At 72.9% G+C, this 21,176-nt stretch carries 17 protein-coding genes; 13 read left to right on the forward strand and 4 right to left on the reverse strand.

The window, feature by feature from the left end:
- Positions 1 to 78 precede the first annotated feature (78 nt).
- The 3 genes from Cba03nite_RS25215 to Cba03nite_RS25225 all read left to right on the forward strand — a co-directional run bounded on the left by Cba03nite_RS25215 (position 79) and on the right by Cba03nite_RS25225 (position 3,696).
- The gene (locus Cba03nite_RS25215; protein ID WP_203750945.1) at positions 79 to 1,242 is read left to right on the forward strand and encodes a cysteine desulfurase family protein; all 1,164 of its coding nucleotides are present in this window, start codon (positions 79 to 81) and stop codon (positions 1,240 to 1,242) included.
- 222 nt (positions 1,243 to 1,464) lie between these two features.
- Entirely contained in the window at positions 1,465 to 2,544 is a 1,080-nt protein-coding gene (mnmA, locus tag Cba03nite_RS25220; protein ID WP_203750948.1) for a tRNA 2-thiouridine(34) synthase MnmA, read from the forward strand.
- Between the two features lie 132 nt (positions 2,545 to 2,676).
- Entirely contained in the window at positions 2,677 to 3,696 is a 1,020-nt protein-coding gene (locus Cba03nite_RS25225; protein ID WP_203750951.1) for a methionine synthase, read from the forward strand.
- Positions 3,697 to 3,856: 160 nt separating this feature from the next.
- On the opposite strand, the gene Cba03nite_RS25230 is transcribed toward Cba03nite_RS25225, so the two are convergent.
- A complete protein-coding gene (locus Cba03nite_RS25230) occupies positions 3,857 to 4,552 on the reverse strand; it encodes a winged helix-turn-helix transcriptional regulator (protein ID WP_203750954.1) in 696 nt (231 codons plus the stop codon).
- A gap of 107 nt (positions 4,553 to 4,659) precedes the next feature.
- On the opposite strand from Cba03nite_RS25230, the gene Cba03nite_RS25235 reads away from it, so the two are divergent.
- From Cba03nite_RS25235 to gatA, 7 genes are all read left to right on the forward strand, one after another.
- Positions 4,660 to 5,361, forward strand: a complete 702-nt coding sequence (locus Cba03nite_RS25235; RefSeq protein ID WP_203750958.1) for an SDR family oxidoreductase — start codon at positions 4,660 to 4,662, stop codon at positions 5,359 to 5,361.
- 30 nt (positions 5,362 to 5,391) lie between these two features.
- Entirely contained in the window at positions 5,392 to 6,441 is a 1,050-nt protein-coding gene (locus Cba03nite_RS25240; RefSeq protein ID WP_373315769.1) for an ADP-ribosylglycohydrolase family protein, read from the forward strand.
- 37 nt (positions 6,442 to 6,478) lie between these two features.
- Positions 6,479 to 8,563, forward strand: coding sequence for an NAD-dependent DNA ligase LigA (ligA, locus tag Cba03nite_RS25245; protein WP_203750961.1), 2,085 nt, complete (start codon positions 6,479 to 6,481; stop codon positions 8,561 to 8,563).
- 24 nt (positions 8,564 to 8,587) lie between these two features.
- Positions 8,588 to 9,538 (forward strand): GNAT family N-acetyltransferase, encoded by a 951-nt coding sequence (locus Cba03nite_RS25250; protein ID WP_203750964.1) that lies wholly within the window; start codon positions 8,588 to 8,590, stop codon positions 9,536 to 9,538.
- A gap of 191 nt (positions 9,539 to 9,729) precedes the next feature.
- A complete protein-coding gene (locus Cba03nite_RS25255; RefSeq protein ID WP_203750967.1) occupies positions 9,730 to 11,772 on the forward strand; it encodes a putative bifunctional diguanylate cyclase/phosphodiesterase in 2,043 nt (680 codons plus the stop codon).
- 261 nt (positions 11,773 to 12,033) lie between these two features.
- Positions 12,034 to 12,333, forward strand: coding sequence for an Asp-tRNA(Asn)/Glu-tRNA(Gln) amidotransferase subunit GatC (gatC, locus tag Cba03nite_RS25260; protein WP_203750969.1), 300 nt, complete (start codon positions 12,034 to 12,036; stop codon positions 12,331 to 12,333).
- A 5-nt stretch (positions 12,334 to 12,338) separates the two neighbouring features.
- The gene (gene gatA / locus Cba03nite_RS25265; protein ID WP_203750971.1) at positions 12,339 to 13,814 is read left to right on the forward strand and encodes an Asp-tRNA(Asn)/Glu-tRNA(Gln) amidotransferase subunit GatA; all 1,476 of its coding nucleotides are present in this window, start codon (positions 12,339 to 12,341) and stop codon (positions 13,812 to 13,814) included.
- A 72-nt stretch (positions 13,815 to 13,886) separates the two neighbouring features.
- Here gatA and Cba03nite_RS25270 read toward each other — a convergent pair whose 3' ends face one another.
- Positions 13,887 to 14,552, reverse strand: a complete 666-nt coding sequence (locus Cba03nite_RS25270; RefSeq protein ID WP_203750973.1) for an MIP/aquaporin family protein — start codon at positions 14,550 to 14,552, stop codon at positions 13,887 to 13,889.
- Between the two features lie 319 nt (positions 14,553 to 14,871).
- On the opposite strand from Cba03nite_RS25270, the gene gatB reads away from it, so the two are divergent.
- A complete protein-coding gene (gatB, locus tag Cba03nite_RS25275; protein ID WP_203750975.1) occupies positions 14,872 to 16,365 on the forward strand; it encodes an Asp-tRNA(Asn)/Glu-tRNA(Gln) amidotransferase subunit GatB in 1,494 nt (497 codons plus the stop codon).
- An 84-nt stretch (positions 16,366 to 16,449) separates the two neighbouring features.
- Here gatB and Cba03nite_RS25280 read toward each other — a convergent pair whose 3' ends face one another.
- Positions 16,450 to 17,970 carry a metallophosphoesterase family protein gene (locus tag Cba03nite_RS25280; RefSeq protein WP_203750977.1) on the reverse strand — a complete coding sequence of 507 codons (1,521 nt, stop codon included), beginning with the start codon at positions 17,968 to 17,970 and terminating at the stop codon, positions 16,450 to 16,452.
- Between the two features lie 19 nt (positions 17,971 to 17,989).
- Positions 17,990 to 19,111: a PQQ-dependent sugar dehydrogenase gene (locus Cba03nite_RS25285; protein ID WP_203750980.1), complete on the reverse strand. Its 1,122-nt coding sequence runs from the start codon at positions 19,109 to 19,111 to the stop codon at positions 17,990 to 17,992.
- 103 nt (positions 19,112 to 19,214) lie between these two features.
- On the opposite strand from Cba03nite_RS25285, the gene Cba03nite_RS25290 reads away from it, so the two are divergent.
- Complete coding sequence (locus Cba03nite_RS25290; RefSeq protein ID WP_203750983.1) at positions 19,215 to 19,721, forward strand: SigE family RNA polymerase sigma factor; 507 nt, start codon at positions 19,215 to 19,217, stop codon at positions 19,719 to 19,721.
- On the forward strand, positions 19,718 to 21,094 hold the full coding sequence (locus tag Cba03nite_RS25295; protein ID WP_203750986.1) for a hypothetical protein: 1,377 nt from the start codon (positions 19,718 to 19,720) through the stop codon (positions 21,092 to 21,094). The genes Cba03nite_RS25290 and Cba03nite_RS25295 overlap by 4 nt, the downstream gene beginning before the upstream one ends.
- Positions 21,095 to 21,176: the final 82 nt, after the last annotated feature.

A 21,176-nucleotide genomic window follows, 5' to 3' on the forward strand; every position in this document is an offset into this window, starting at 1 on the left:
TCCGCATTCACGCACGTCCGCGAACGGCGTACACCTGGGCTACGGGTAAGCACCCTTACGGCTAGGCTTGGCGGCGAGATGGCCTACCTTGATCACGCGGCGACCACGCCCATGCTGCCTGAGGCGCTGGACGCCTACGTCGCCACCGCACGTGAGGTCGGCAACGCGTCGTCGTTGCACGGCCCGGGCCGCTGCGCCCGCCGCCGGGTGGAGGAGTCGCGCGAGCGCATCGCCGCCGTGCTCGGCGCCCGCCCGTCCGAGGTCGTCTTCACCGGCGGCGGCACCGAGAGCGACAACCTCGCGCTGAAGGGGATCTACTGGTCCCGGCGCACCGAGCTGCGGCGCCGGGTGCTGGCCGGCGCGGTCGAGCACCACGCCGTCACCGACGCGGTGCAGTGGCTGGCCGACCACGAGGGCGCCGAGATCACCTGGCTGCCCGTGGACGGCACCGGACGGGTCCTGCCGGAGGCGTTCGCCGAGGCGCTGGACGACGACGTCGCCGTGGCCTCGGTGATGTGGGCGAACAACGAGGTCGGCACCGTGCAGCCGGTGGCGGAGCTGGCAGCGCTGGCCGCCGCGCGGGGCGTGCCGCTGCACACCGACGCCATCCAGGCCGTCGGCCAGGTCCCGGTCGACTACGCCGCCAGCGGCGCCGCCGCGCTCACCGTCACCGGCCACAAGCTCGGCGGTCCGGTCGGCATCGGCGCGCTGCTGCTGGGCCGGGACGTGCCCTGCACCCCGCTGCTGCACGGCGGCGGCCAGGAGCGCGACGTCCGCTCCGGCACCCTGGACGTGCCCGCCATCACCGCCTTCGCCGTCGCCGTCGAGCACGCCGGCAAGCACCAGGAGCAGCACGCCCAGCGCCTGGCCGCGCTGCGCGACGAGCTGATCGCCCGGGTCCGCGCCGCCGTCCCCGACGCCGTCCTGAACGGCGCCGACCCCGCCGAACCAGGCGCCCGCCTGCCCGGCAACGCCCACTTCGGCTTCCCCGGCTGCGAGGGCGACGCCCTCCTCCTGCTGCTCGACGCCCAGGACATCGCCGTCTCCACCGGCTCGGCCTGCTCCGCCGGCGTCGCTCAGCCCTCCCACGTCCTCCTCGCCATGGGCGCCGACCCCGCAGCGGCCCGCTCCTCCCTCCGCTTCACCCTCGGCCACACCAGCACCCCGGCCGACCTCGACGCCCTCCTCACCGCCCTCCCCGCCGCCGTAGACCGCGCCCGCCGCGCCGGCCTCTCCCGCTAACCCCGTCCTCCCCCCGCCCCCGCGTGGCCCGTGCGTTGATCATGAACTTATGGACGTGTTCGCCGGTGTGTCACGACCTTGGCGCCGTGATCGACTGGGAGTCGAACTGAACTGATCACGGTGGTGGGGTGGCGACACGCCGTCCAGCACGTCCATAAGTTCATGATCAACGTGGGTGGGCGGGGCGCGGGGGTGGGGTGGGGCGGCGGGTAGGATTTGGCGGTGCGGGTTCTAGCGGCTATGTCGGGTGGGGTGGATTCGGCGGTGGCGGCTGCCCGGGCGGTGGCGGCGGGGTATGACGTCACCGGGGTGCACCTGGCCCTGTCGCGGAATGCGGCCACGCATCGGACGGGGGCGCGGGGGTGCTGCACCAAGGAGGATGCGCACGACGCGCGGCGGGCGGCTGATGTGCTCGGGATCCCGTTCTACGTGTGGGACATGGCTGAGCGGTTTCACGAGGACGTGATCGAGGACTTCGTGGCGGAGTACGCCGCGGGGCGTACCCCCAATCCCTGCCTGCGGTGCAACGAGAAGATCAAGTTTGCCGCGGTGCTGGACCGGGCGCTGGCCCTGGGGTTCGACGCGGTGGTCACGGGGCATCACGCGCGGCTGGGCGCGGACGGGCTGCTGCGGCGCAGCGTGGACCTGGCCAAGGACCAGTCCTACGTGCTGGCGGTGCTCAACCGGGAGCAGCTCGGGCACTCGATGTTCCCGCTCGGCGACTCGACCAAGGAGCAGGTGCGCGCCGAGGCGCACGCCCGCGGCCTGGCCGTCGCCGACAAGCCCGACTCGCATGACATCTGCTTCATCGCCGACGGCGACACCCAGGGCTTCCTGCGCAAGCACCTGGGCAGCGAGCCGGGCGACATCGTCGACGCCGCCAGCGGCGAGGTGCTCGGGCGCCATGACGGGGCGTACGCGTACACCGTCGGCCAGCGCAAGGGGCTCGCGCTCGGGCGCCCGGCCCCGGACGGCCGTCCCCGGTACGTGCTGTCGATCACGCCGGTCAGCAACACCGTCACCGTCGGCCCGGCCGAGGCGCTGGAGGTGTCGCAGGTGGAGGGTGCGCGCACGGTGTGGACCGCGGGCGACCCGCCCACCGGGCCGATCGAATGCGAGGTGCAGCTGCGCGCGCACGGCCGCCCGGCACCCGCCGTCGTCGAGCTGGACGGCACCGCCATGAACGTCCGGCTGCGCCGCCCCGAACGCGGCATCGCCGCCGGTCAGGCCGTCGTCGCCTACCGGCCCGACCCGGCGGGCGACGTCGTCCTCGGCAGCGCCACCATCACCACCGCGTCGTGACCGGCCGCGGGCCGTGCCACAGTTTCGGGGAAACTGCACTTTCGCGGCCGCGCTTTCACGCAGTTTCCCCGAAACAGCCATCGGCCGCGGGTACGACCGCGTCCAGACCGCGCGCACATCGGGAGAGCTGACATGACCGAACCCGAGGCACCGCTGTGGCCCGCCGGATCGGCGACCGGCATCGGGTCGCTGCCCGGCACCGACATCGCCGAGGCGGTCAAGTTCACCCTCGGTGAGCTGCCCGACCTGCCGTACCTGCCCGAGCTGCCCGCGCGCGGCCCCGGCGCCGACATGATCGGCCGCAGCGCGGGGCTGCTCGTCGAGTTCCCGGTGGAGCTGTACACCGGGCGCTGGCGCGTCGCGGGGGGCACTGGCCGGGAGCTGCGCCGGGCGTACGACCTGCGCGAGCGCGACCTGGACCAGCTCACCGAGCAGGCCGACGGGTACACCGGCACGCTGAAGGTGCAGGCGGCCGGGCCGTGGACGCTGGCCGCCTCGATCGAGCTGGCGCTGGGCGAGGCGGTGGTGTCCGACCACGGCGCCGCCCGCGATCTCGCCGACTCGCTCGCCGAGGGGCTCAAGGCGCACGTCGCCGAGGTGCGCCGCCGGGTGCCGGGCGCGACGGTGCTGCTCCAGCTCGACGAGCCGTCGCTGCCCGCGGTGCTCGCCGGACGGGTGCGCACCGCGAGCACACTGCACACGTACCGCTCCGTCGCGGCCTCGACGGTCCGCGACTCGCTGGCCTCGGTGATCAGCGCGGCCGGGGCGCCGGTCGTCGTGCACTGCTGCGCGCCGGACGCGCCGCTGGGCCTGCTGCGCGAGGCAGGGGCCGCCGCATTCGCGCTGGACCTGGAGCTGATCGGGAACGGGGCGGAGAAGCTCGACGCGATCGGCGAGGCGATCGACGCCGGGCTGGGGCTGTTCGCGGGCGTCGCGCGCACCACGCCACCGGCGAGCGGGAAGCGGCCGGACAGCGCGGCGCTCGCCGACCGCGTACGGCGGTTGTGGCGCGACCTCGGGTTCGCCGACGAGCTGCTGCCGCAACGGGTGGTCGTCACGCCCGCATGCGGGCTGGCGGGGGCGCCGCCCGCGTACGCCCAGGCGGTCCTGAAGGCCTGCCGCGAAGCGGCCCGCCGCCTCACCGGCGAGTAGGCCGTCACCGCGATCGCTCGGGGACCCGCGGACGCCGCGCCTCGGGACGGCTTCGCGGTCGAGTGCCGGCCGAGCCGGCGCACCGCCTCGCCGACCGGCCCGGCGCCGCGGTCTGGACGGCCTCGGCCACGGAACCTTCCTGCGGACAGCCCGGCACTGATCAGAGGTGGGGCGGGGGCGTGGCCGAGGGCCGGAAGCCCGCCGTCGGCAGCCGGAGGACGCGGAACGGGTGGTCGAGCAGGGCGAGGTCGCCGGTCGCCGTGAGCGCGCCGGAGGCGGTGGCGTCTGCCGGGCTCGTGGTGCCGCGGGTCAGAGCGTCGAAGGCGGCCGGTCCGCAGGTGAGCGTGAGGTCGGCGGGCACGGGCGCGGGGCCGGAGCGGGTGTGCGCCCGTCCGTCGGCGACGGTCACGTGGAAGACCTCGTCACCGACGTGGAACTGCCACGTCTCCCGCAGCCCGGCGGCCGCTCCGGGTGAGGCGTGTTCGGTGAGGTAGAGCGCCATGAGGTCGGCGCGGGCGGAGTCGGGGTCGACCTCGTCGTCCAGCGGCAGCTCGGCGCCCCAGGCGGCGAGGCCGGCCAGCAGCGGGCGCAGGCGCTCGCCGTACTCGGTCAGCTCGTAGGCGCGCAGCTCGGTGGCGCCGGGCACGGCCCGCCGGGTGACCACCCCGCTGCGTTCAAGGAGCTGGAGGCGCTCGGCGAGGCGGTTGGTGCCGGTCGCGGGGAGCAGGGCGAGCAGTTCCTTGAAGCGCTTCGGGCCCAGCAGCAGCTCGCGCACGATGAGAAGGGTCCACCGCTCGCCGAGGACGTCGAGCGAGCGGGCGATCGGGCACAGCTGGCCGTACATCCGCTTGGGCATGGTTCGAGCATATCTGTCGTCTGGTCTGAGCTATATGATTCGTATCTCAAGCCATACGCTATATGTTTCGTATAGCGTTGCTGGTGACAGAGACACCAGGAGGCGAGATGAAGATCGAAGGTTCCGTGGCGCTGGTGACCGGCGCGAACCGCGGGCTGGGCAAGGCGTACACCGAGGAGCTGCTGGCACGGGGCGCGGCGAAGGTGTACGCCGCCGCGCGCGACACGGCCTCCATCACCGACCCGCGGGTGATCCCGCTCCAGCTGGACATCACCGACCCCGCCTCGGTCGCGGCGGCCGCCGCGCAGGCGGGCGACGTGCAGCTGCTGGTCAACAACGCGGGCATCGCGACGGGCGCCGGGGTCCTCGACGGCGAGGACGCGCTGCGCCGCGAGATGGAGACCAACTACCTCGGGCCGGTACGCGTGTCGGCCGCGTTCGCGCCGATCCTGGGTGCGAACGGCGGCGGCGCGATCGTGAACATGCTCTCCGCGCTGTCCTGGCTGAGCCTGCCGAACACGGCCGGTTACTCCGCCGCGAAGGCGGCCGCGTGGGCGGCGACGAACGCGCTGCGCCTGGCGCTGAAGGAGCAGGGCACGCTGGTCACCGCCGTGCACGTGGGCTACGTGGACACCGACATGGCCGCGCACGTGGACGGCCCGAAGGTGCCCCCGCGCGACGTGGTGACGCAGGTGCTCGACGCGGTCGAGGCGGCGCAGCCCGAGGTGCTCGCCGACGAGACCAGCCGCCGGGTCAAGGCGGGCCTGTCCGGCGACCTGCGCAACCTGTACCCGGCGCTGTCCGCCTGACCCGCCGTGCCGCGCCCGCCCGCCGTGGGGATGGGGAGCGGGCGGGCGCGGCCGGTGTTGCGGCGGGATGGAAGACTGCCGCAGGTGACGGTGACTGACACGGCCGGCGGGTCGCTCTTCGGGCTGGCGTACGGCGACGCGCTGGGCAAGCCGACCGAGTTCCGCAGATACGACCAGATCACGGCCGAGTACGGCCCCGGCGGGCCGCGCGAGCTGCCCGAACCTGCACTGGTCACCGACGACACCCAGATGGCGCTGGCGGTCGGCTGGGCGCTGCACGAGGCGTCGGCGCCCACGCCGGAGGTGCTGGAGCCGCTGCTGCGGGCGCGTTTCCTGGCCTGGGCCAAGAGCCCGGAGAACAACCGCGCACCCGGCATGACCTGCCTGAACGCCTGCGCCAACCTGGCCGCCGGCATGCCCTGGCAGCGCGCCACCGTTGCCGGGTCCAAGGGCTGCGGGGCCAACATGCGGGTCACCCCGGTCGGCCTGGTGCCGGACTACGACCTCGACACCCTGGCCGGGATCGCGCAGCTCCAGGCGGGCCTGACCCACGGGCACCCGACGGGGCTGGCCGCGGCCGAGCTGACGGCGCTGGCGGTGCGGCTGCCCCGCGACGGCGCGGCACTGGCCGAACTGCCCGGCCTGCTCCGCGAGCGCTGCGCGGAGCAGCGCACCGTGTATCGCGGGGACTGGCTCGGTGACCTGTGGCAGCGGCCGGGGGTGACCAGCCCGGAGGAGTTCATCGCGCGCGGCTGGGACGAGTGCGCGGACGTGCTGGACACGCTGATCGCGGCCCTGCGCAGGCCCGACTCCGGCGGCGACGTGTGCCGGGAGACGGGCGAGGGCTGGATTGCGGAGGAGGCGCTGGCCTCGGCGCTGCTGGCGGCACTGCGGCACGCGGACGATCCGGTGGCGGCGCTGGGCCGGGCCGCCGCGACGGGCGGGGACTCCGACTCGATCGCGTGCCTGGCGGGCGCGTTCCACGGCGCGGCGGCGGGCATGGCGATCTGGCCCGCGAGCTGGGCGGACCGCATCGAGTACGCCGACCAGCTCGCCACGCTGGGCGCCGCCTGGGACTGACGTCGGCGGTGTCGGGGGTTCCGGTTACCGTGCACGGGTGACCAGTGAGGTAACGGACGAGGTCCGGACGCGGTATGCCGAGCTAGTGGCCCGGATCAACGACGCGCAGCACCGCTACTACGTGGACGACGCGCCGACGCTGTCCGACGCCGCGTACGACGAGCTGATGCACGAGCTGGAGGCGCTGGAGCAGGCGTATCCCGAGCTGGTCTCGCAGGACTCGCCGACGCAGCGGGTCGGCGCGGGCGAGTGGGCCGGGTTCGCCGCCGTGGACCACGCCGAGCGCATGCTCAGCCTCGACAACGCGTTCAACGACGACCAGCTCGCGGCCTGGGCGACCAGGGTGGAGCGGGACGCGGGTGCGCCGGTGCGCTACCTGTGCGAGCTGAAGATCGACGGCCTCGCGGTCAACCTGACCTACGAGAAGGGCCGGCTGACCCGGGGCGCGACCCGCGGCGACGGCCGCACAGGCGAGGACGTCACCGCCAACGTGCGCCGCATCAAGGGCATCCCGCACCGGCTCGCCGGGGACAACCCGCCGGATCTGGTGGAGATCCGCGGCGAGATCTACTTCCCGGCGCAGGCGTTCGCCGACCTCAACGCCGCCCAGGTCGAGGCGGGCGAGCGGACGTACGTGAACCCGCGCAACGCCGCCTCGGGCTCGCTGCGGCAGAAAGACCCGTCGATCACCGCGCGGCGCGCGCTGGAGCTGATCGTGCACGGCATCGGGGCGCGCACCGGGTTCGAGCCGGTCAGCCAGTCCGACGCGTACGCCCAGCTCAAGGCATGGGGCCTGCCGACCAGCCCGCGCTGGCAGGTGGTCGGGTCGCTGGACGAGGTGAAGGCGTACATCGCCGAGTACCAGGCGCACCGGCACGATCTGGAGCACGACATCGACGGCGTCGTGGTCAAGGTCGACGACGTGGCCGAGCAGCAGAAGCTCGGCAGCACGAGCCGCGCGCCTCGCTGGGCCATCGCCTTCAAGTACCCGCCCGAGGAGGTCAACACCAAGCTGCTCGGCATCGAGGTGAACGTGGGCCGCACCGGCCGCGTGACCCCGTACGCGGTACTGGAGCCGGTGTTCGTGGGCGGCGTGACGGTCACCAGCGCGACCCTGCACAACCAGCAGGAGGTGGCCCGCAAGGGCGTGCTGATCGGCGACACCGTGGTGATCCGGCGCGCGGGCGACGTGATCCCCGAGGTGCTGGGCCCGGTGGAGGCGCTGCGCGACGGCACCCAGACCGCGTGGACCATGCCGGAGACCTGCCCGTCCTGTGGCACGAAGCTGGCCCCGTCCAAGGAGGCCGACGTCGACCTGCGCTGCCCCAACGCGCGCCACTGCCGCAAGCAGGTGATCGAGCGCATCATCTACCTGGGCGGCCGGGACGGCCTCGACATCGAGGGCATGGGCGAGAAGGCCGCCATCGCGCTGGTCGAGAGCGGCGTGGTGACCAACGAGGGCGACCTGTTCACCCTCGACGAGGCGCAGCTGGGCAAGGCGGCGTTCTTCCTGAAGAAGGACGGCACGCTGTCCACCAACGCGGGCAAGCTGCTGGCCAACCTGGAGAAGGCCAAGCAGCAGCAGCTGTGGCGGGTGATCACCTCGCTGTCCATCCGGCACGTCGGCCCCACCGCGGCGCGGGCGCTGGCCGACCACTTCAACGACATCGAGAAGATCGGGACCGCCTCGGTAGAGCAGATGTCGGTGGTCGAGGACGTCGGCGGCACCATCGCCGAGGCGGTGCGCGAGTGGTTCGCCGAGGACTGGCACCGCGAGGTGGTCGAGAAGTGGCGGGCCGCGGGTGTGCGCATGGACCAGGAGCCCGTCGCCGACACCGGCCCGAAGCCGCTGGACGGCCTGACCGTCGTGGTCACCGGCACGCTGGAGGGCTTCACCCGGGACGAGGCGGGGGAGCGGCTCACCGCGCTCGGCGCGAAGGTCTCCGGCTCGGTGTCGAAGAAGACCGCGTTCGTGGTGGTCGGCGAGAGCGCCGGGTCCAAGCTGGACAAGGCGCTGTCGCTGGGCGTGCCCACGCTCGACGAGCCGGGCTTCGCCGTGCTGCTGGAGGAGGGCCCGGAGGCCGCGAAGGCGTACTCCGACGCGCGGCGGGAAAACGCCTAGACAGATGATCTAGGGTCGTCAGCGATGACGACTTTTGCGAACGATCTCGACATCCGCCCGCTGCGCTCCGGCGAGGAGGACCTGTTCCTGGACTACCCCCACCCCCCGACGCCGGGGGTGGGGCTGGAGTCCCGCCGGTCGTGGACGGAGACGCTCGCGGACGGTTACTACCGTCCCGAGTGGAGCTGGGTGGCCCGGCGCGGTGGGCGGACCGTCGCCCGCTGCGCGTTCTGGGGTATGCCGGGCGAGGACCACCCGTTCAGCCTGGACTGGTTCGAGCTGGGGCAGGAGCCGGACCGGCTGGAGATCGGGGCGGCGCTGCTGACGGCGGCGCTGCGCGAGCTGCGTACGGCCGAGGGCGCCCGCCCCGAATACCACGTCTTCCTGCCCCCGGGCTGGCGCGAGCTGGACGGCGTACGCGAGGCCACCGAGGACCGGCTGGCCGCGGCGGCCGCCGCCGGATACGTGCCGTTCATCGAGCGCTTCAACTACACCTGGGCACTGGCCGACGGGGTGCCGGAGCGCTCCACGAGGCTGGTGTTCCGCGAGGTGGACGACGCCGAGGCGACGGCGATCTGCCGGGCCGCGGCGCAGGGCTCGCTGGACGGGTACACCGGCCGGGACGTGGCCCGGCACGGCCTCGACGAGGCGGCGCGCCTCATGATCGAGGAGCTGGCCGGCATGCCGTCCCCGCGAGAGTGGTGGCGCGCGGCGTACACGCCGGAGGGCGCGCAGGTCGGCCTCATCGTGCCGGCCCGCAACCCGGCGCGGGCCGTGGTCGGCTACATCGCGGTGGTGCCGGCGCAGCGCGGTCACGGCTACGTGGACGACCTGCTGGCCGAGACGACGGCGATGCTGGTGGCGGAGGGCGCCGAGGAGATCGGCGCGGACACCGATCTGGGCAACCGGCCGATGGCGGCGGCGTTCGCGCGCGCCGGTTACCGCAACACCGCGATCCGCGTGGTGCTCCAGTGAGGACGCACAGAGTTATATACGCGTAGTTGCATGGGTCTTACGATGCGTGACCGTAGAAAAGGTCAAACAATCACATCTTCGTCACACGCCAACGCGGAGAGTGGTCTCGGGCGTTTTCGGGCTTAGAGTGAAGTGACCAGCCGCGATATGGGCGGCGCGGTCGCGCGTCCAACGGCCTCGGGAAGGTGTCCATGGCGGCCACACCCCATGCACTGCAGGCACATCGCAATCGGGTGCCCGCGGAGCGGCGGCGGCCGTTCGGCGCGTTCGTCATCGCCGTCACGCTGCTGGCGGCGGCGTTCACTGTGCGTGACCTCGCCAACCTGCCTGACGTGCTGGCCCACGCCAGCCTCGGCTTCTGGCTGCTCACCGTGCTCGCCGTCGCCGGGGACGCGCTGCCCGTCACGCTGCCCGGCCGGTGGAACACCGCGGCCATCTACCCGTCGATCTGCTTCACCTTCGCCATCATGATCGACGCGGGCCTGGCCGCCGCGGTGGTGGTGCAGGGCCTCGCGGTGGCGGTGTCCTCGCTGCGGCTGCGGCACGCGCTGTGGCGGGCCGTGTTCAACCTCGGCCAGTACGCGCTGGCGTTCGGCATCGCGTACGGCACGCTGCACCTGATCAGCGGCGACGCCGCGCCGGGCCTGCTCGCGCTGGTCGCCTCGGCCACCGCGTGGTTCGCGGTGAAGTACCTGACCACCGCGGCGGCGATCTGGCTGCGCGACGGCGGCTCGCTGCTGCCCATCATCATGGGCCCGCTGGCCAACGAGGCGCTGAGCACCGGCGCCCTGCTCATGCTCGGCCCGGTCATCGCCGCGCAGACCGAGGTGGCCCCGCAGCTGATCCTGGTGCTGGTGCTGCCGCTGCTCGCGGTGCGCCGGCTGTCCATCATCACCGCCGAGCAGCGCCACCTCGCCAACATCGACACCCTCACCGGCCTGGCCAACCGCAAGGCGCTCATCGGCGAGGTGTCCGCCGCGGTCGCCGGGCACGCCCAGCGCGCCGTGCAGGGCGACGCGCGCTGCCGGTTCGGCCTGCTGCTGCTGGATCTCGACCGGTTCAAGCACGTCAACGACTCGCTCGGGCACGAGGTCGGCGACCGGCTGCTCATCGCGGTCGGCGACCGGCTGGACCGGGTGGTGCGCGAGGGCGACCTGGTCGCCCGGCTCGGCGGCGACGAGTTCGCCGTGGTGGCCAAGCGGCTCGACGGTGCCGACGAGGCGCGTGAGCTGGCCGAGCGGATCGAGCAGGTGCTGATCAACCCCGTGGTGCTGGACGGGATGCCGCTCGACGTCAGCGGCTCCATCGGCGTCGCGCTGTACCCCGACCACGGCACCGACTTCGCCACCCTGCTCCGCCACGCCGACGTGGCCATGTACACGGCCAAACACAACGGGGACGGGATCGCCGTCTACCACCCCGACGCCGACCACAACTCGCCGCAGCGGCTCAGTCTGCTCGCCGACCTGCGCGCCATGCTCGGCCGCCCGGACAAGGGCGGGCTGCGGCTCTTCTACCAGCCCCAGGTCGAGATCGCCACGGGCGGCGTGGTCGGCGTGGAGGCGCTGCTGCGCTGGCAGCACCCGACCCGCGGGCCGGTCAGCCCCGACGAGCTGATCCGGGTCGCCGAGCCCAGCTCGGTGATGCGCCTGCTCACCGCCTGGGTGATCGAGGAGGCGATGGTCCAGCTCGCCAAGTGGGACGCCGCCGGGCTCCAGGTCCGCATGGCGGTCAACGTCAGCGTGCGGGACCTGCACACCGGCGCCATCGTCGAGCAGATCGAGGATCTGCTGGGCCGCTACGGCCTGGAGCCGTGCCGCCTCCAGCTGGAGATCACCGAGAGCGCGCTGATGGCCGACCCGCACCGGGTGCTCGCCACGCTGACCCGGCTGCAGCTGCTCGGGGTCGGCATCGCGCTGGACGACTTCGGCACCGGCTACTCGTCCCTGCAGCACCTGCGGCGGCTGCCGCTGTCCGAGGTGAAGATCGACCGCTCGTTCGTGCTGTCCATGGCCGACGACCCGGACGACCTGGTGATCGTACGGTCGATCATCGAGCTGGCCGGGGCGCTCGGGCTGCGCGTGGTCGCCGAGGGCGTCGAGGACGAGCGCGCCTGGCGCCTGCTCCAGTCCGCCGGCTGCGAGATCGCCCAGGGCTGGTTCTACGCCCGCCCCCTTCCCCCCGACGAACTCGCCGACTGGCTCTCCCGCACCACCCTCCCCGCCCTCTCCTGACCTCCCGCCCCCGCATCCCCGCCCGCCCGCCCGGCGCGGCGCGGCGCGGCGCTCAAGATCCGCCGACTTGCCTGGCAGGTGGGCGTATCTTGGGCGCGCATTCGCCCATGTGCCTGGCAAGTCGGGTGATCTTGGGGGCGGCGCGCGGCGCGCAGGGGCGCTGCGGAAGGCGGCAGGGGTGACAAATAGACTCGCTACGGGCGCGGAGTGGGTGCCATCCTCCGTGCTGTCCGAGTTCGCCGCTACGTCTAGGGGGCAGTCATGGCCGCCATCTCCCGCGAGGAGGTCGCGCACCTCGCGCGCCTGTCGCGGCTCGCCGTCACGGATCAGGAGCTGGACCGCTTCGCCGGCCAGCTGGACGTGATCCTGCAGTCGGTGGCGCGGGTCGGTGAGGTCGCCGCGGACGACATCCCGCCGACGTCGCACTCGGTGCCGCTGGTCAACGTGCTGCGCGAGGACGTCATCGTGCCCGGCCTGACCACCGCCGAGGCGCTGTCGGGCGCGCCGGACGCCGCCGAGGACCGGTTCCGTGTCCCCCAGATCCTTGCGGATGAGGAGTGACCCCGATGAGTGATCTGATCAAGCTGTCCGCAGCCGCCCTGGGGGAGAAGATCGCCTCCGGCGAGGTCTCCGCGGAGGAGGTCACCCGGGCGCACCTGGACCGCATCGCCGAGGTCGACGGCCGGGTACACGCGTTCCTGCACGTGGACACCGAGGGCGCGGTCGAGGCGGCGCGCGCCGTCGACGCGAAGCGCGCGGCGGGGGAGAAGCTCGGCCCGCTGGCCGGTGTCCCGATCGCGATCAAGGACGTCATCGCGACCAAGGGCGTGCCGAGCACGGCCGCGTCGAAGATCCTGGAGGGCTGGCGGCCGCCGTACGACGCGACCGTGATGACCCGGATCCGCGAGGCGGGCATGGTCATGCTCGGCAAGACCAACATGGACGAGTTCGCCATGGGCTCGTCGACGGAGTACTCGGCCTACGGCCCGACGTACAACCCGTGGGACCTGACCCGCATCCCGGGCGGCTCGGGCGGCGGCTCGGCCGCGTCGCTGGCCGCGTACGAGGCCCCGCTGGCCATCGGCACCGACACCGGCGGCTCGATCCGCCAGCCGGGCGCCGTCACCGGCACCGTCGGCGCGAAGCCGACCTACGGCGGCACCTCCCGCTACGGCCTGATCGCCTTCTCGTCCTCGCTGGACACGCCCGGCCCGTGCGCGCGCACCGTGCTCGACGCGGCGCTGCTGCACGAGGTCATCGCCGGGCACGACCCGCGCGACTCGACGTCGATCCCGATGCCGGTGCCGGACGTGGTGGCCGCGGCCCGCCAGGGCGCGAGCGGCGACCTGACCGGCGTACGCGTCGGCCTGGTCAAGGAGTTCAGCGGCGAAGGCGCCGAGCCCGGGGTCATGGCGGTGTTCCGCGACACCGTGGAGGCGCTGACCAAGCTGGGCGCCGAGGTCGTCGAGGTGTCCTGCCCGCACTTCCAGTACGCGCTGCCCGCGTACTACCTGATCGCGCCGAGCGAGTGCTCGTCGAACCTGGCCCGTTTCGACGGTGTCCGGTTCGGCCTGCGCACCGGCGACGACGGCCGCAACTCGCTCGAAGAGGTCATGTCGCTGACCCGCGAGGCGGGCTTCGGCGACGAGGTGAAGCGGCGCATCATCATCGGCACGTACGCGCTGTCGTCGGGCTACTACGACGCCTACTACGGCCAGGCGCAGAAGGTGCGCACGCTCATCACGCGCGACTTCACCCAGGCGTTCGAGCAGGTAGACGTGCTGGTCTCGCCGACCACCCCGTTCACCGCGTTCGAGCTGGGCGCGCGCACGGCCGACCCGTACCAGATGTACCTGGCCGACCTGTACACCATCCCGACGAACCTGTACGGCGGCCCCGGCATCTCGGTGCCGGCCGGCCTGTCCGACGGGCTGCCGGTGGGCCTGCAGGTGATGGCGCCGACCATGGCCGACGACCGGATGTACCGGATCGCCGCCGCGGTCGAGTCGACGGTGGGCACGTTCACCCCGCCCGCACTCTGAGCAGCTGAAACGGCGAACGGCGTCCCCGGAGCGGGGGCGCCGTTCGCCGTCGCTGAGGAGGCGGGAGGGGTGCTAGGAGGCGGCTCCCTTCAGCCGCGGGTAGAGCAGGCCGGCCAGCACGGCGCCGAGCGCGCCGGAGACGGCGTACACCCACATGTCGGACCAGTCGGCCGGGCCGCCGGCCAGGGTGAGCGCCAGCTCGGGGCCGAAGGTGCGGGCGAAGTTGAGCGAGGCGCTGGTGACCGCGGCGATGGCGAGCGTGCCGCCCGCGTACGCCAGGCCCAGGCTGATGCCGGAGCGCTCGCCGTCACCGGCCGCGAACATGACGCAGGCCAGCACGAACACGGCCAGTGCCTCGGCGACGATCGCGGCGACCAGGCCCATGCCGGAGCTCGCCGACTCGGCGAGCCGGTTGGCGCCGAGGCCGCCCTGCACGCCGTTCTCGCCGTAGCAGAGCCACATCAGCAGGCCGCCGGCGAAGCCGCCGACCAGCTGCGCGACGATGATCACGGCCGCGCCCGCCCAGTCCATGCTGCCGCGGACGGCGGCGGCGAGGGTGAGCCAGGGGTTGAAGTGCCCGCCGAAGATCCACGCGGCGGCGGCCGCGGCGATCATCAGGCCGACCGCGCCCGCGAGCAGCGGGCCGCCGCCGACGAGCAGGGCACCCACACCGAAGAAGACCAGAACCGCTGTGCCGAGGACCTCGGCGGTGAGGCGGGACAGCGTTGCGGAACCCATCATGCACCTCCCTGTGCATCGATGAGGGGAAGAACGTCGCGCGTAAACCGGCAGGTCGGACAGGGGTGACCGGTCGGGCGAGCGGCGTTCTCAGGGTGCATTCAGGATCGGCCGGAAATGATCGCCGCACAACGACGAATGAATGAATGGGGCATCGTTCGATCAGCTCATGTTGTGACGTACGCCACTCGTTTGGTCATGATCGATGGTGGTGAGGGCGCGATAACCCGGTGTGGGCGCGCCCGGACGGGCTACTAGGCTGGTGGTTGTTTTGTCCGGCGGCGTCGCGGCGCCCACCCAAGCAGCCTGGAGCGAGGAGATGAGCACTCACGTGCTGCCCACCTTCGACGAGGTGACCTCCCGATACGAGCCGGTCATCGGCCTGGAGACGCACGTCGAGCTGGGCACCCAGACGAAGATGTTCTGCGGCTGCCCCACCGTCTTCGGCGCCGACCCGAACACCCAGGTCTGCCCGGTCTGCCTGGGCCTGCCCGGCAGCCTGCCGGTGGCCAACCGGGCCGCGATCGAGGCGACGATCCGCATCGGACTCGCGCTCAACTGCAGCATCGCCACCTGGTGCCGCTTCGCCCGGAAGAACTACTTCTACCCGGACATGCCGAAGAACTTCCAGATCAGCCAGTACGACGAGCCGCTGTGCACCGACGGCTACCTCGACGTCGAGGTCGACGGCGAGCTGGTGCGCATCGGCATCGAGCGGGTGCACCTGGAGGAGGACACCGGCAAGTCGCTGCACGTGGGCGGCGCCACCGGCCGCATCCACGGCGCGACCGAGTCGCTGGTCGACTACAACCGGGCCGGCATCCCGCTCGTCGAGATCGTCACCAAGCCGGTGCCGGGCCTCGGCGCGCGCGCCCCCGAGGTCGCCAAGGCGTACGTCGCCGAGCTGCGCGACGTCATCCGCGCCCTGGGCGTCTCGGACGTGCGCATGGAGCAGGGCTCGATGCGCTGCGACGTCAACACCTCGCTGAACAAGCCGGGCGAGGAGTGGGGCACCCGCACCGAGACCAAGAACGTGAACTCGCTGCGCAGCGTGGAGCGCTCGGTGCGCTCGGAGATGCTGCGCCAGGCCGCCGTGCTCGACGCGGGCGGCACCATCACGCAGGAGACGCGGCACTTCCACGAGGACACCGGCGACACCACGTCCGGCCGTTCCAAGGAGACCGCGACCGACTACCGCTACTTCCCCGAGCCCGACCTGGTGCCGCTGGCGCCGGAGCCGGCCTGGGTGGAGCAGCTCAAGGCCGCCCTGCCGGAGCTGCCCCGGGCGCACCGGGCCCGGCTGAAGGCCGAGTGGAGCCTGTCCGACCTGGACATGCAGTCCATCCTCAACGCGGGCGCGGTCGAGCTGATCGAGCGCACCGTCGCCGCGGGCGCCTCGCCCGAGGCGGCGCGCAAGTGGTGGCTGGGCGAGCTGTCCCGCAAGGCCAACGCCGACGGCGTCGAGCTGGAGTCGGTCGGCGCCACCCCGGCGCAGGTCGCGCAGCTGCAGAGCCTGGTCGAGTCGGGCAAGCTCACCGACAAGCTGGCCCGCCAGGTGCTGGAGGGCGTGCTGGCCGGCGAGGGCGACCCGGAGCAGATCATGGCCGCCCGCGGCCTGGAGGTCGTCTCCGACACCGGCGCGCTGACCGCGGCCATCGACGAGGCCATCGCCGCCAACCCCGCGGTCGCCGACAAGATCCGCGCCGGCAACCACGCCGCCGCCGGCGTCATCATCGGCGCGGTCATGAAGACCACCAAGGGCCAGGCCGACGCCAAGACCGTCCGCGAACTGGTCCTCGCCCGCCTCAGCTGAACCGCAAGGAAGGGCACCTTCGTCGGCTCGCGGAGCGAGACGAGCAGCAGCTCGGCACGCTATGCGTATAGGAAGGTGCCCTTCTTAACGTGTGCGGGTAGGGATGGGGCGGGGCGATGCCCCTGGCTGGGCGGCGGGGCTGGTCGAGGGGTCCTCGACCACGTGCCGGGACAGGGCCACCTCGGCCAGGCCGGTGCCGCCGACGGTGATGTCGTCGTACGCCATCAGCATGCGGTTGTCGTCGAAGTAGAGCACCGACATGGTCAGCGGGGTCGGCTTGTCGCCCTCCAGGCCGCGCAGCCCCGCGCCGCCCGTCGAACCCTGCACCATCAGCATGGTCTCGTCGTCGCCGAGCTTGCGCACCTCGCGGTGGTGCAGGTGCCCCGCGAGCACGACGGGGGCGTATCCGGCCAGCGGCCCGGCCGAGGTCGGATCGTGCACCAGGGCCAGGTCCACCATGTCGCCCGGCTGCCTGCCGATGGTGTCGGCGAGCCGGTCACCGATGCCGATCACCCGCTCCAGGGTCGCCTTCGACTGGCCCTCGCCCGCCGGCTCCTGGCCCTTGTCGGGTGTGAACCGCGGGTCGCCGATCCCGGCGATGGTCAGCCCGGCGACGTTGACCACCTTGTTGTCCAGCACGATCGCGTTGGGCTGCGCGGCGACGGCGGCCTCGGTGACCGGAGAGTCGTGGTTGCCGCGGATGTACACGTACGGCACCTTCAGCAGCGCGATCGAGGCGACGAACGCCTTCTCCGGCTCGCTGCCCCAGTCGGTGATGTCGCCGGTGTCGACGACCACGTCGATGTGGAAGTTCTCCACCACGGTCCGGATCACGCCCCACGCCGCCGGGTTCAGGTGCAGGTCGGAGACGTGCAGCACGCGCAGGTTGTCGTCCTCGGGGGAGTAGACGGGCAGGTTCTGCACGGTGGCGTACAGGTTGCCGACGTTGCTCACCAGCTTCTGCAGCTGCGCCGCGTACTCGTCGTAGCGGTCGGCGATGCGCTGCGCGTTGCCCATCACCGACGGCGCGTTGGCCAGCAGCCCCTCGTAGCGCGGCTCGCGCAGCGCGCCCGGGTTGAACGTGCCGAACGCCGCCCCGAACGCGCTCATCATCACCGCCAGCGCCAGCCCGCCGGACCAGGCGACCCGGGTCATGCGCCGGTACACCAGCGCGGCCAGCAGCATCGCGGCCAGCACGGCGACGGCGGTGGTGCGCAGCACGAGCCGGGTCACCCCGGCGCGCACGTCGTCGACGGCGGTGCGGCTGGCCGCCGTGATGCCCGCAGGGTCGGTGATCAGGGCCTCGGTGCGGGCCCGGTCCAGCGCGTCCAGGCGCACCATCAGCCGGGCCGGGCCGTCGTGGCTGTCCAGCTGCAGCGAGCCCAGCGGCGGCAGCACCACCTCGGTGTCGCCGTACAGCGACGGGGTGACCGCCATGGTGGCCCGGAACGGCCCGACGTCCACGCCGGTGGCGCCGCACAGGTACAGGCCCAGGGCCAGGCCGGCGACGGACACGGCGAACACGCCCGTCGCGGCGCCGATACGCCGCCACGGAATGCGCCCGGACCACGCCGGTGGCCGGACCCACCGCGCCAACCGAGTCATCGCCCCATCATGCCCGCCGTCACGCGGGAGCGAGGGTTATGGCAAGAATCCGATCATCGGAGTCGGCCGGGTCCCCGCGCCCGTCGTGGTTGCTGGTCAGCACCCACACCGTGCCGTCGGGTGCGGTGTGCGCGTCGCGCAGGCGGCCGTACTCGCCGGTCAGCGCCGCCACCGGCTTGCCGTGCAGCACGCCGTCCGGGCCCGCGGGCAGCAGCCACAGCCGCTCGCCGCGCAGGCAGGCCGCGACCAGCACGTCACCGGCCATCGCCGCGCCGGAGCAGGACGCCTCGTCGGTGGGCCAGGCCGCGACCGGGTCGACGTACGCGCCCTCGCCCGCCGCGCCCTCGACCTCGGGCCAGCCGTAGTTCTTGCCCGGCTCGATGCGGTTGACCTCGTCCCAGGTGTTCTGGCCGAACTCGGTGGCCCACAGGTGACCGCCGGAGTCCCAGGCGATGCCCTGCACGTTGCGGTGGCCGTAGGACCAGACCAGCGTGCCGAACGGGTTGCCCGGCGCGGGTTTGCCGTCCGGCGTCATGCGCAGGATCTTCCCGCCGAGGCTCTTCAGGTCCTGCGAGTTGCCGCGGGTGGCCGCGTCGCCGGTGGTGGCGTAGAGGTAGCCGTCGGGCCCGAAGGCGAGCCGTCCGCCGTTGTGGATACCGGAGATCGGGATGCCGGTGACGATCGGCTCCGGCCGGCCGCCCGGCTTCCAGCGCGCGACCCGGTTGTCGTCCTGCGCGGTGTAGTACAGGAAGACGGTCTGGTCCTGCGCGTAGTTCGGCGACACCGCGATGCCGAGCAGGCCGCCCTCGCCGTTGGAGTCGGCCTCGCGGATCACGCCGACCTCGGTCACGCTCGGCTTCGGCCCGGCGGACACCTTCACCACGCGGCGGCTGTCGCGTTCGGTGACCAGCGCCGAGCCGTCGGGCAGGAACGCCACGCCCCACGGCGCGCGCAGCCCGGTGACCAGTGTCTTCACATCGGCGACCCGGGGGGTGAGCGCGGGAGAGCCGGACGGCTGCGCCGACGGAGGCGGTGGCGGCTGCGTGGCCACCCTCTCGGGACCCTCGGCCGAGCAGGCCGCGGTGAAGGCGAGCGCGGTGACCGCGGCGGCCAGTCCGGTGCGAACCCGGTGCGAGGACATGCGATCCAGCCTAACGCCGTGGGATGTGCTCAACTACTGCCTCGATTCTCTCAACCTGGGCCCCGTAAACCGCGTCGGGAAGGGCGACGGAAGGAGGAGCCGTATGGCGGAGGACGGGTTCCGCGAGTTCGTGCAGTTGCGCTACGGCGAGCTGCTGCGCACCGCTTACCTGCTCACCGGCTCGACCCACGCCGCCGAGGATCTCGTGCAGTCGGCGCTGCTGAAGGCGTACCGGCGCTGGGACCTGGTGGACGATCCGATGGCGTACCTGCGCCGGGCGCTGGTCAACCAGCGCACCAGCGTGTGGCGGCGGATCGGCTCCCGCGAGCTGCTCACCGGCGTGCTGCCGGAACGGGGGAGAGCAGACGGGAGCGCCGCGTACGCGGAGCGGGACGAGCTGCTCACCGCACTGGCGAAGCTGCCGGTGCGCATGCGGGCGGTGCTGGTGCTGCGGTACTGGGAAGACATGTCCGAAGCGGACACCGCCGCGGTGATGGGCTGCTCGGTGGGTTCGGTGAAGTCACAGGCCAGCCGCGGGCTGGCCAGATTGCGGGAGGTGCTGCGCCCGGAGCCCCGGTGCGCGGGCGACGTCGCGGAGGTGATCGCATGAGCGAGCGGGATCTGATCGAAGGGCTGGCCAGGCTGGCCGGACCGGTGGTGCCGGGCGAGGACCCGTACGGCCGCCTGATGCGGCGGCACCGCAGGTCGCGGCGGGCGGCGGTGGCGGGTTGGAGCACCGGCGCGGTGGTCGCGGTCGTCGCGGCGCTGCTCGGCCCGATCGGCATCCAGGCAGCGGCGCCGCCGGTGCTCGGCGGCCCGTCCGGCTCGGCCCCGGTGGAGGATCACGGCGAGCCGCTCACGCCCTGGCTGCGGCGGCTGATCGACTCGCCGGTGCGGGGCGGCCTCGCCGCGGACAGCGCGTTCGTGAACGAGCTCACCGGGCTGCTCCAGCAGCACGACGTGGGCGCGGTGCGGGGCGGCCAGGTGAAGATCCTGTTCGCGGGCGATGTCGAGGAGACGCGGCTGGTGCTCGCGGTGCGCACGGACGGCGGGCGCCAGCAGGGCATCGTGGCCACGGCCCCCCGGGGAGCGAGCCCGCAGTTGCTGAACAGCGGCGACGACCAGAGGTACGAGCCGGACGAGCCGACCGTGCACCGGTTCGCATTGCGGCCGCTGGCCGCGTACCGGGTGGGCAGGACCACGCTCGCGCTCGCCCCCGCCGGATGTGTCATCGCCGTCGCCGACGTCAGGGCCGATCCGCTGACCTGGGCGGACGCGCCTGACGGCGACTTCGCGCTGATCGGGAAGCCGTGGGCGTGGCAGCGGGTCACCTGCGACGGAACCGTCCACTTCCGCGGCCAGGCGGTCGCGCCCGGCACGGGGTACCGGGTGCGCGACGTCTCAGCCGCGGAGATCGAGGCGGGCGTCGCCGGGGCGCGCGGCGAGTTCGACGCGGGCGTCGCGGCGCAGCACCTGCGCACGTCGATGGAGTTCGACACCGTAGGGCCGCCACGGCTGCTGTTCATGGGCCGCCCGCCGGGCACGGAGCTGCTGACCTACAGCGTCGTCGGCTCACCGCTGGACGGTGGCTGGTGGCGGCTGTCCAGCTGGACCGTGCCCGACAGCGGCGGGATGTCCATGGTCACCTCCGCCGACGTGACCGATCCCGACCTGGTCGTGGGCGTCATGCTGGACTTCCCCAACGACCCGTCCGTGGCGCAGGCTCCGCGCCCCGACGCGCAGCAGCGGTTCTCGATGCTGCTCCTGGCCCCGCGCAGCGCGACCACGGTGCAGGTCCGGGACAGGGCCGGCAAGCTGCTCGACACGGTGACGCTCGTCGGCGGCGTCGGCACCACGCTGCAGCGCAACGACGGCACCTACACCCTGCGGGCGCTGAACGCCGCCGGGGCGGTCGTCGGCGAAGGCACATACCCCCTGCCGTCCGAGCACCTTCCGCTCCCCGACATCGACGACTGGTCCTGACCCCCAAGGAAGGGCACCTTCTTATCGCTATATGTATAGGAAGGTGCCCTTCTTAACGGTTGGGCGATGGCGGCGGGGTGCT

The sequence above is a fragment of the Catellatospora bangladeshensis genome, assembly GCF_016862575.1.
Lineage (GTDB): Bacteria > Actinomycetota > Actinomycetes > Mycobacteriales > Micromonosporaceae > Catellatospora > Catellatospora bangladeshensis.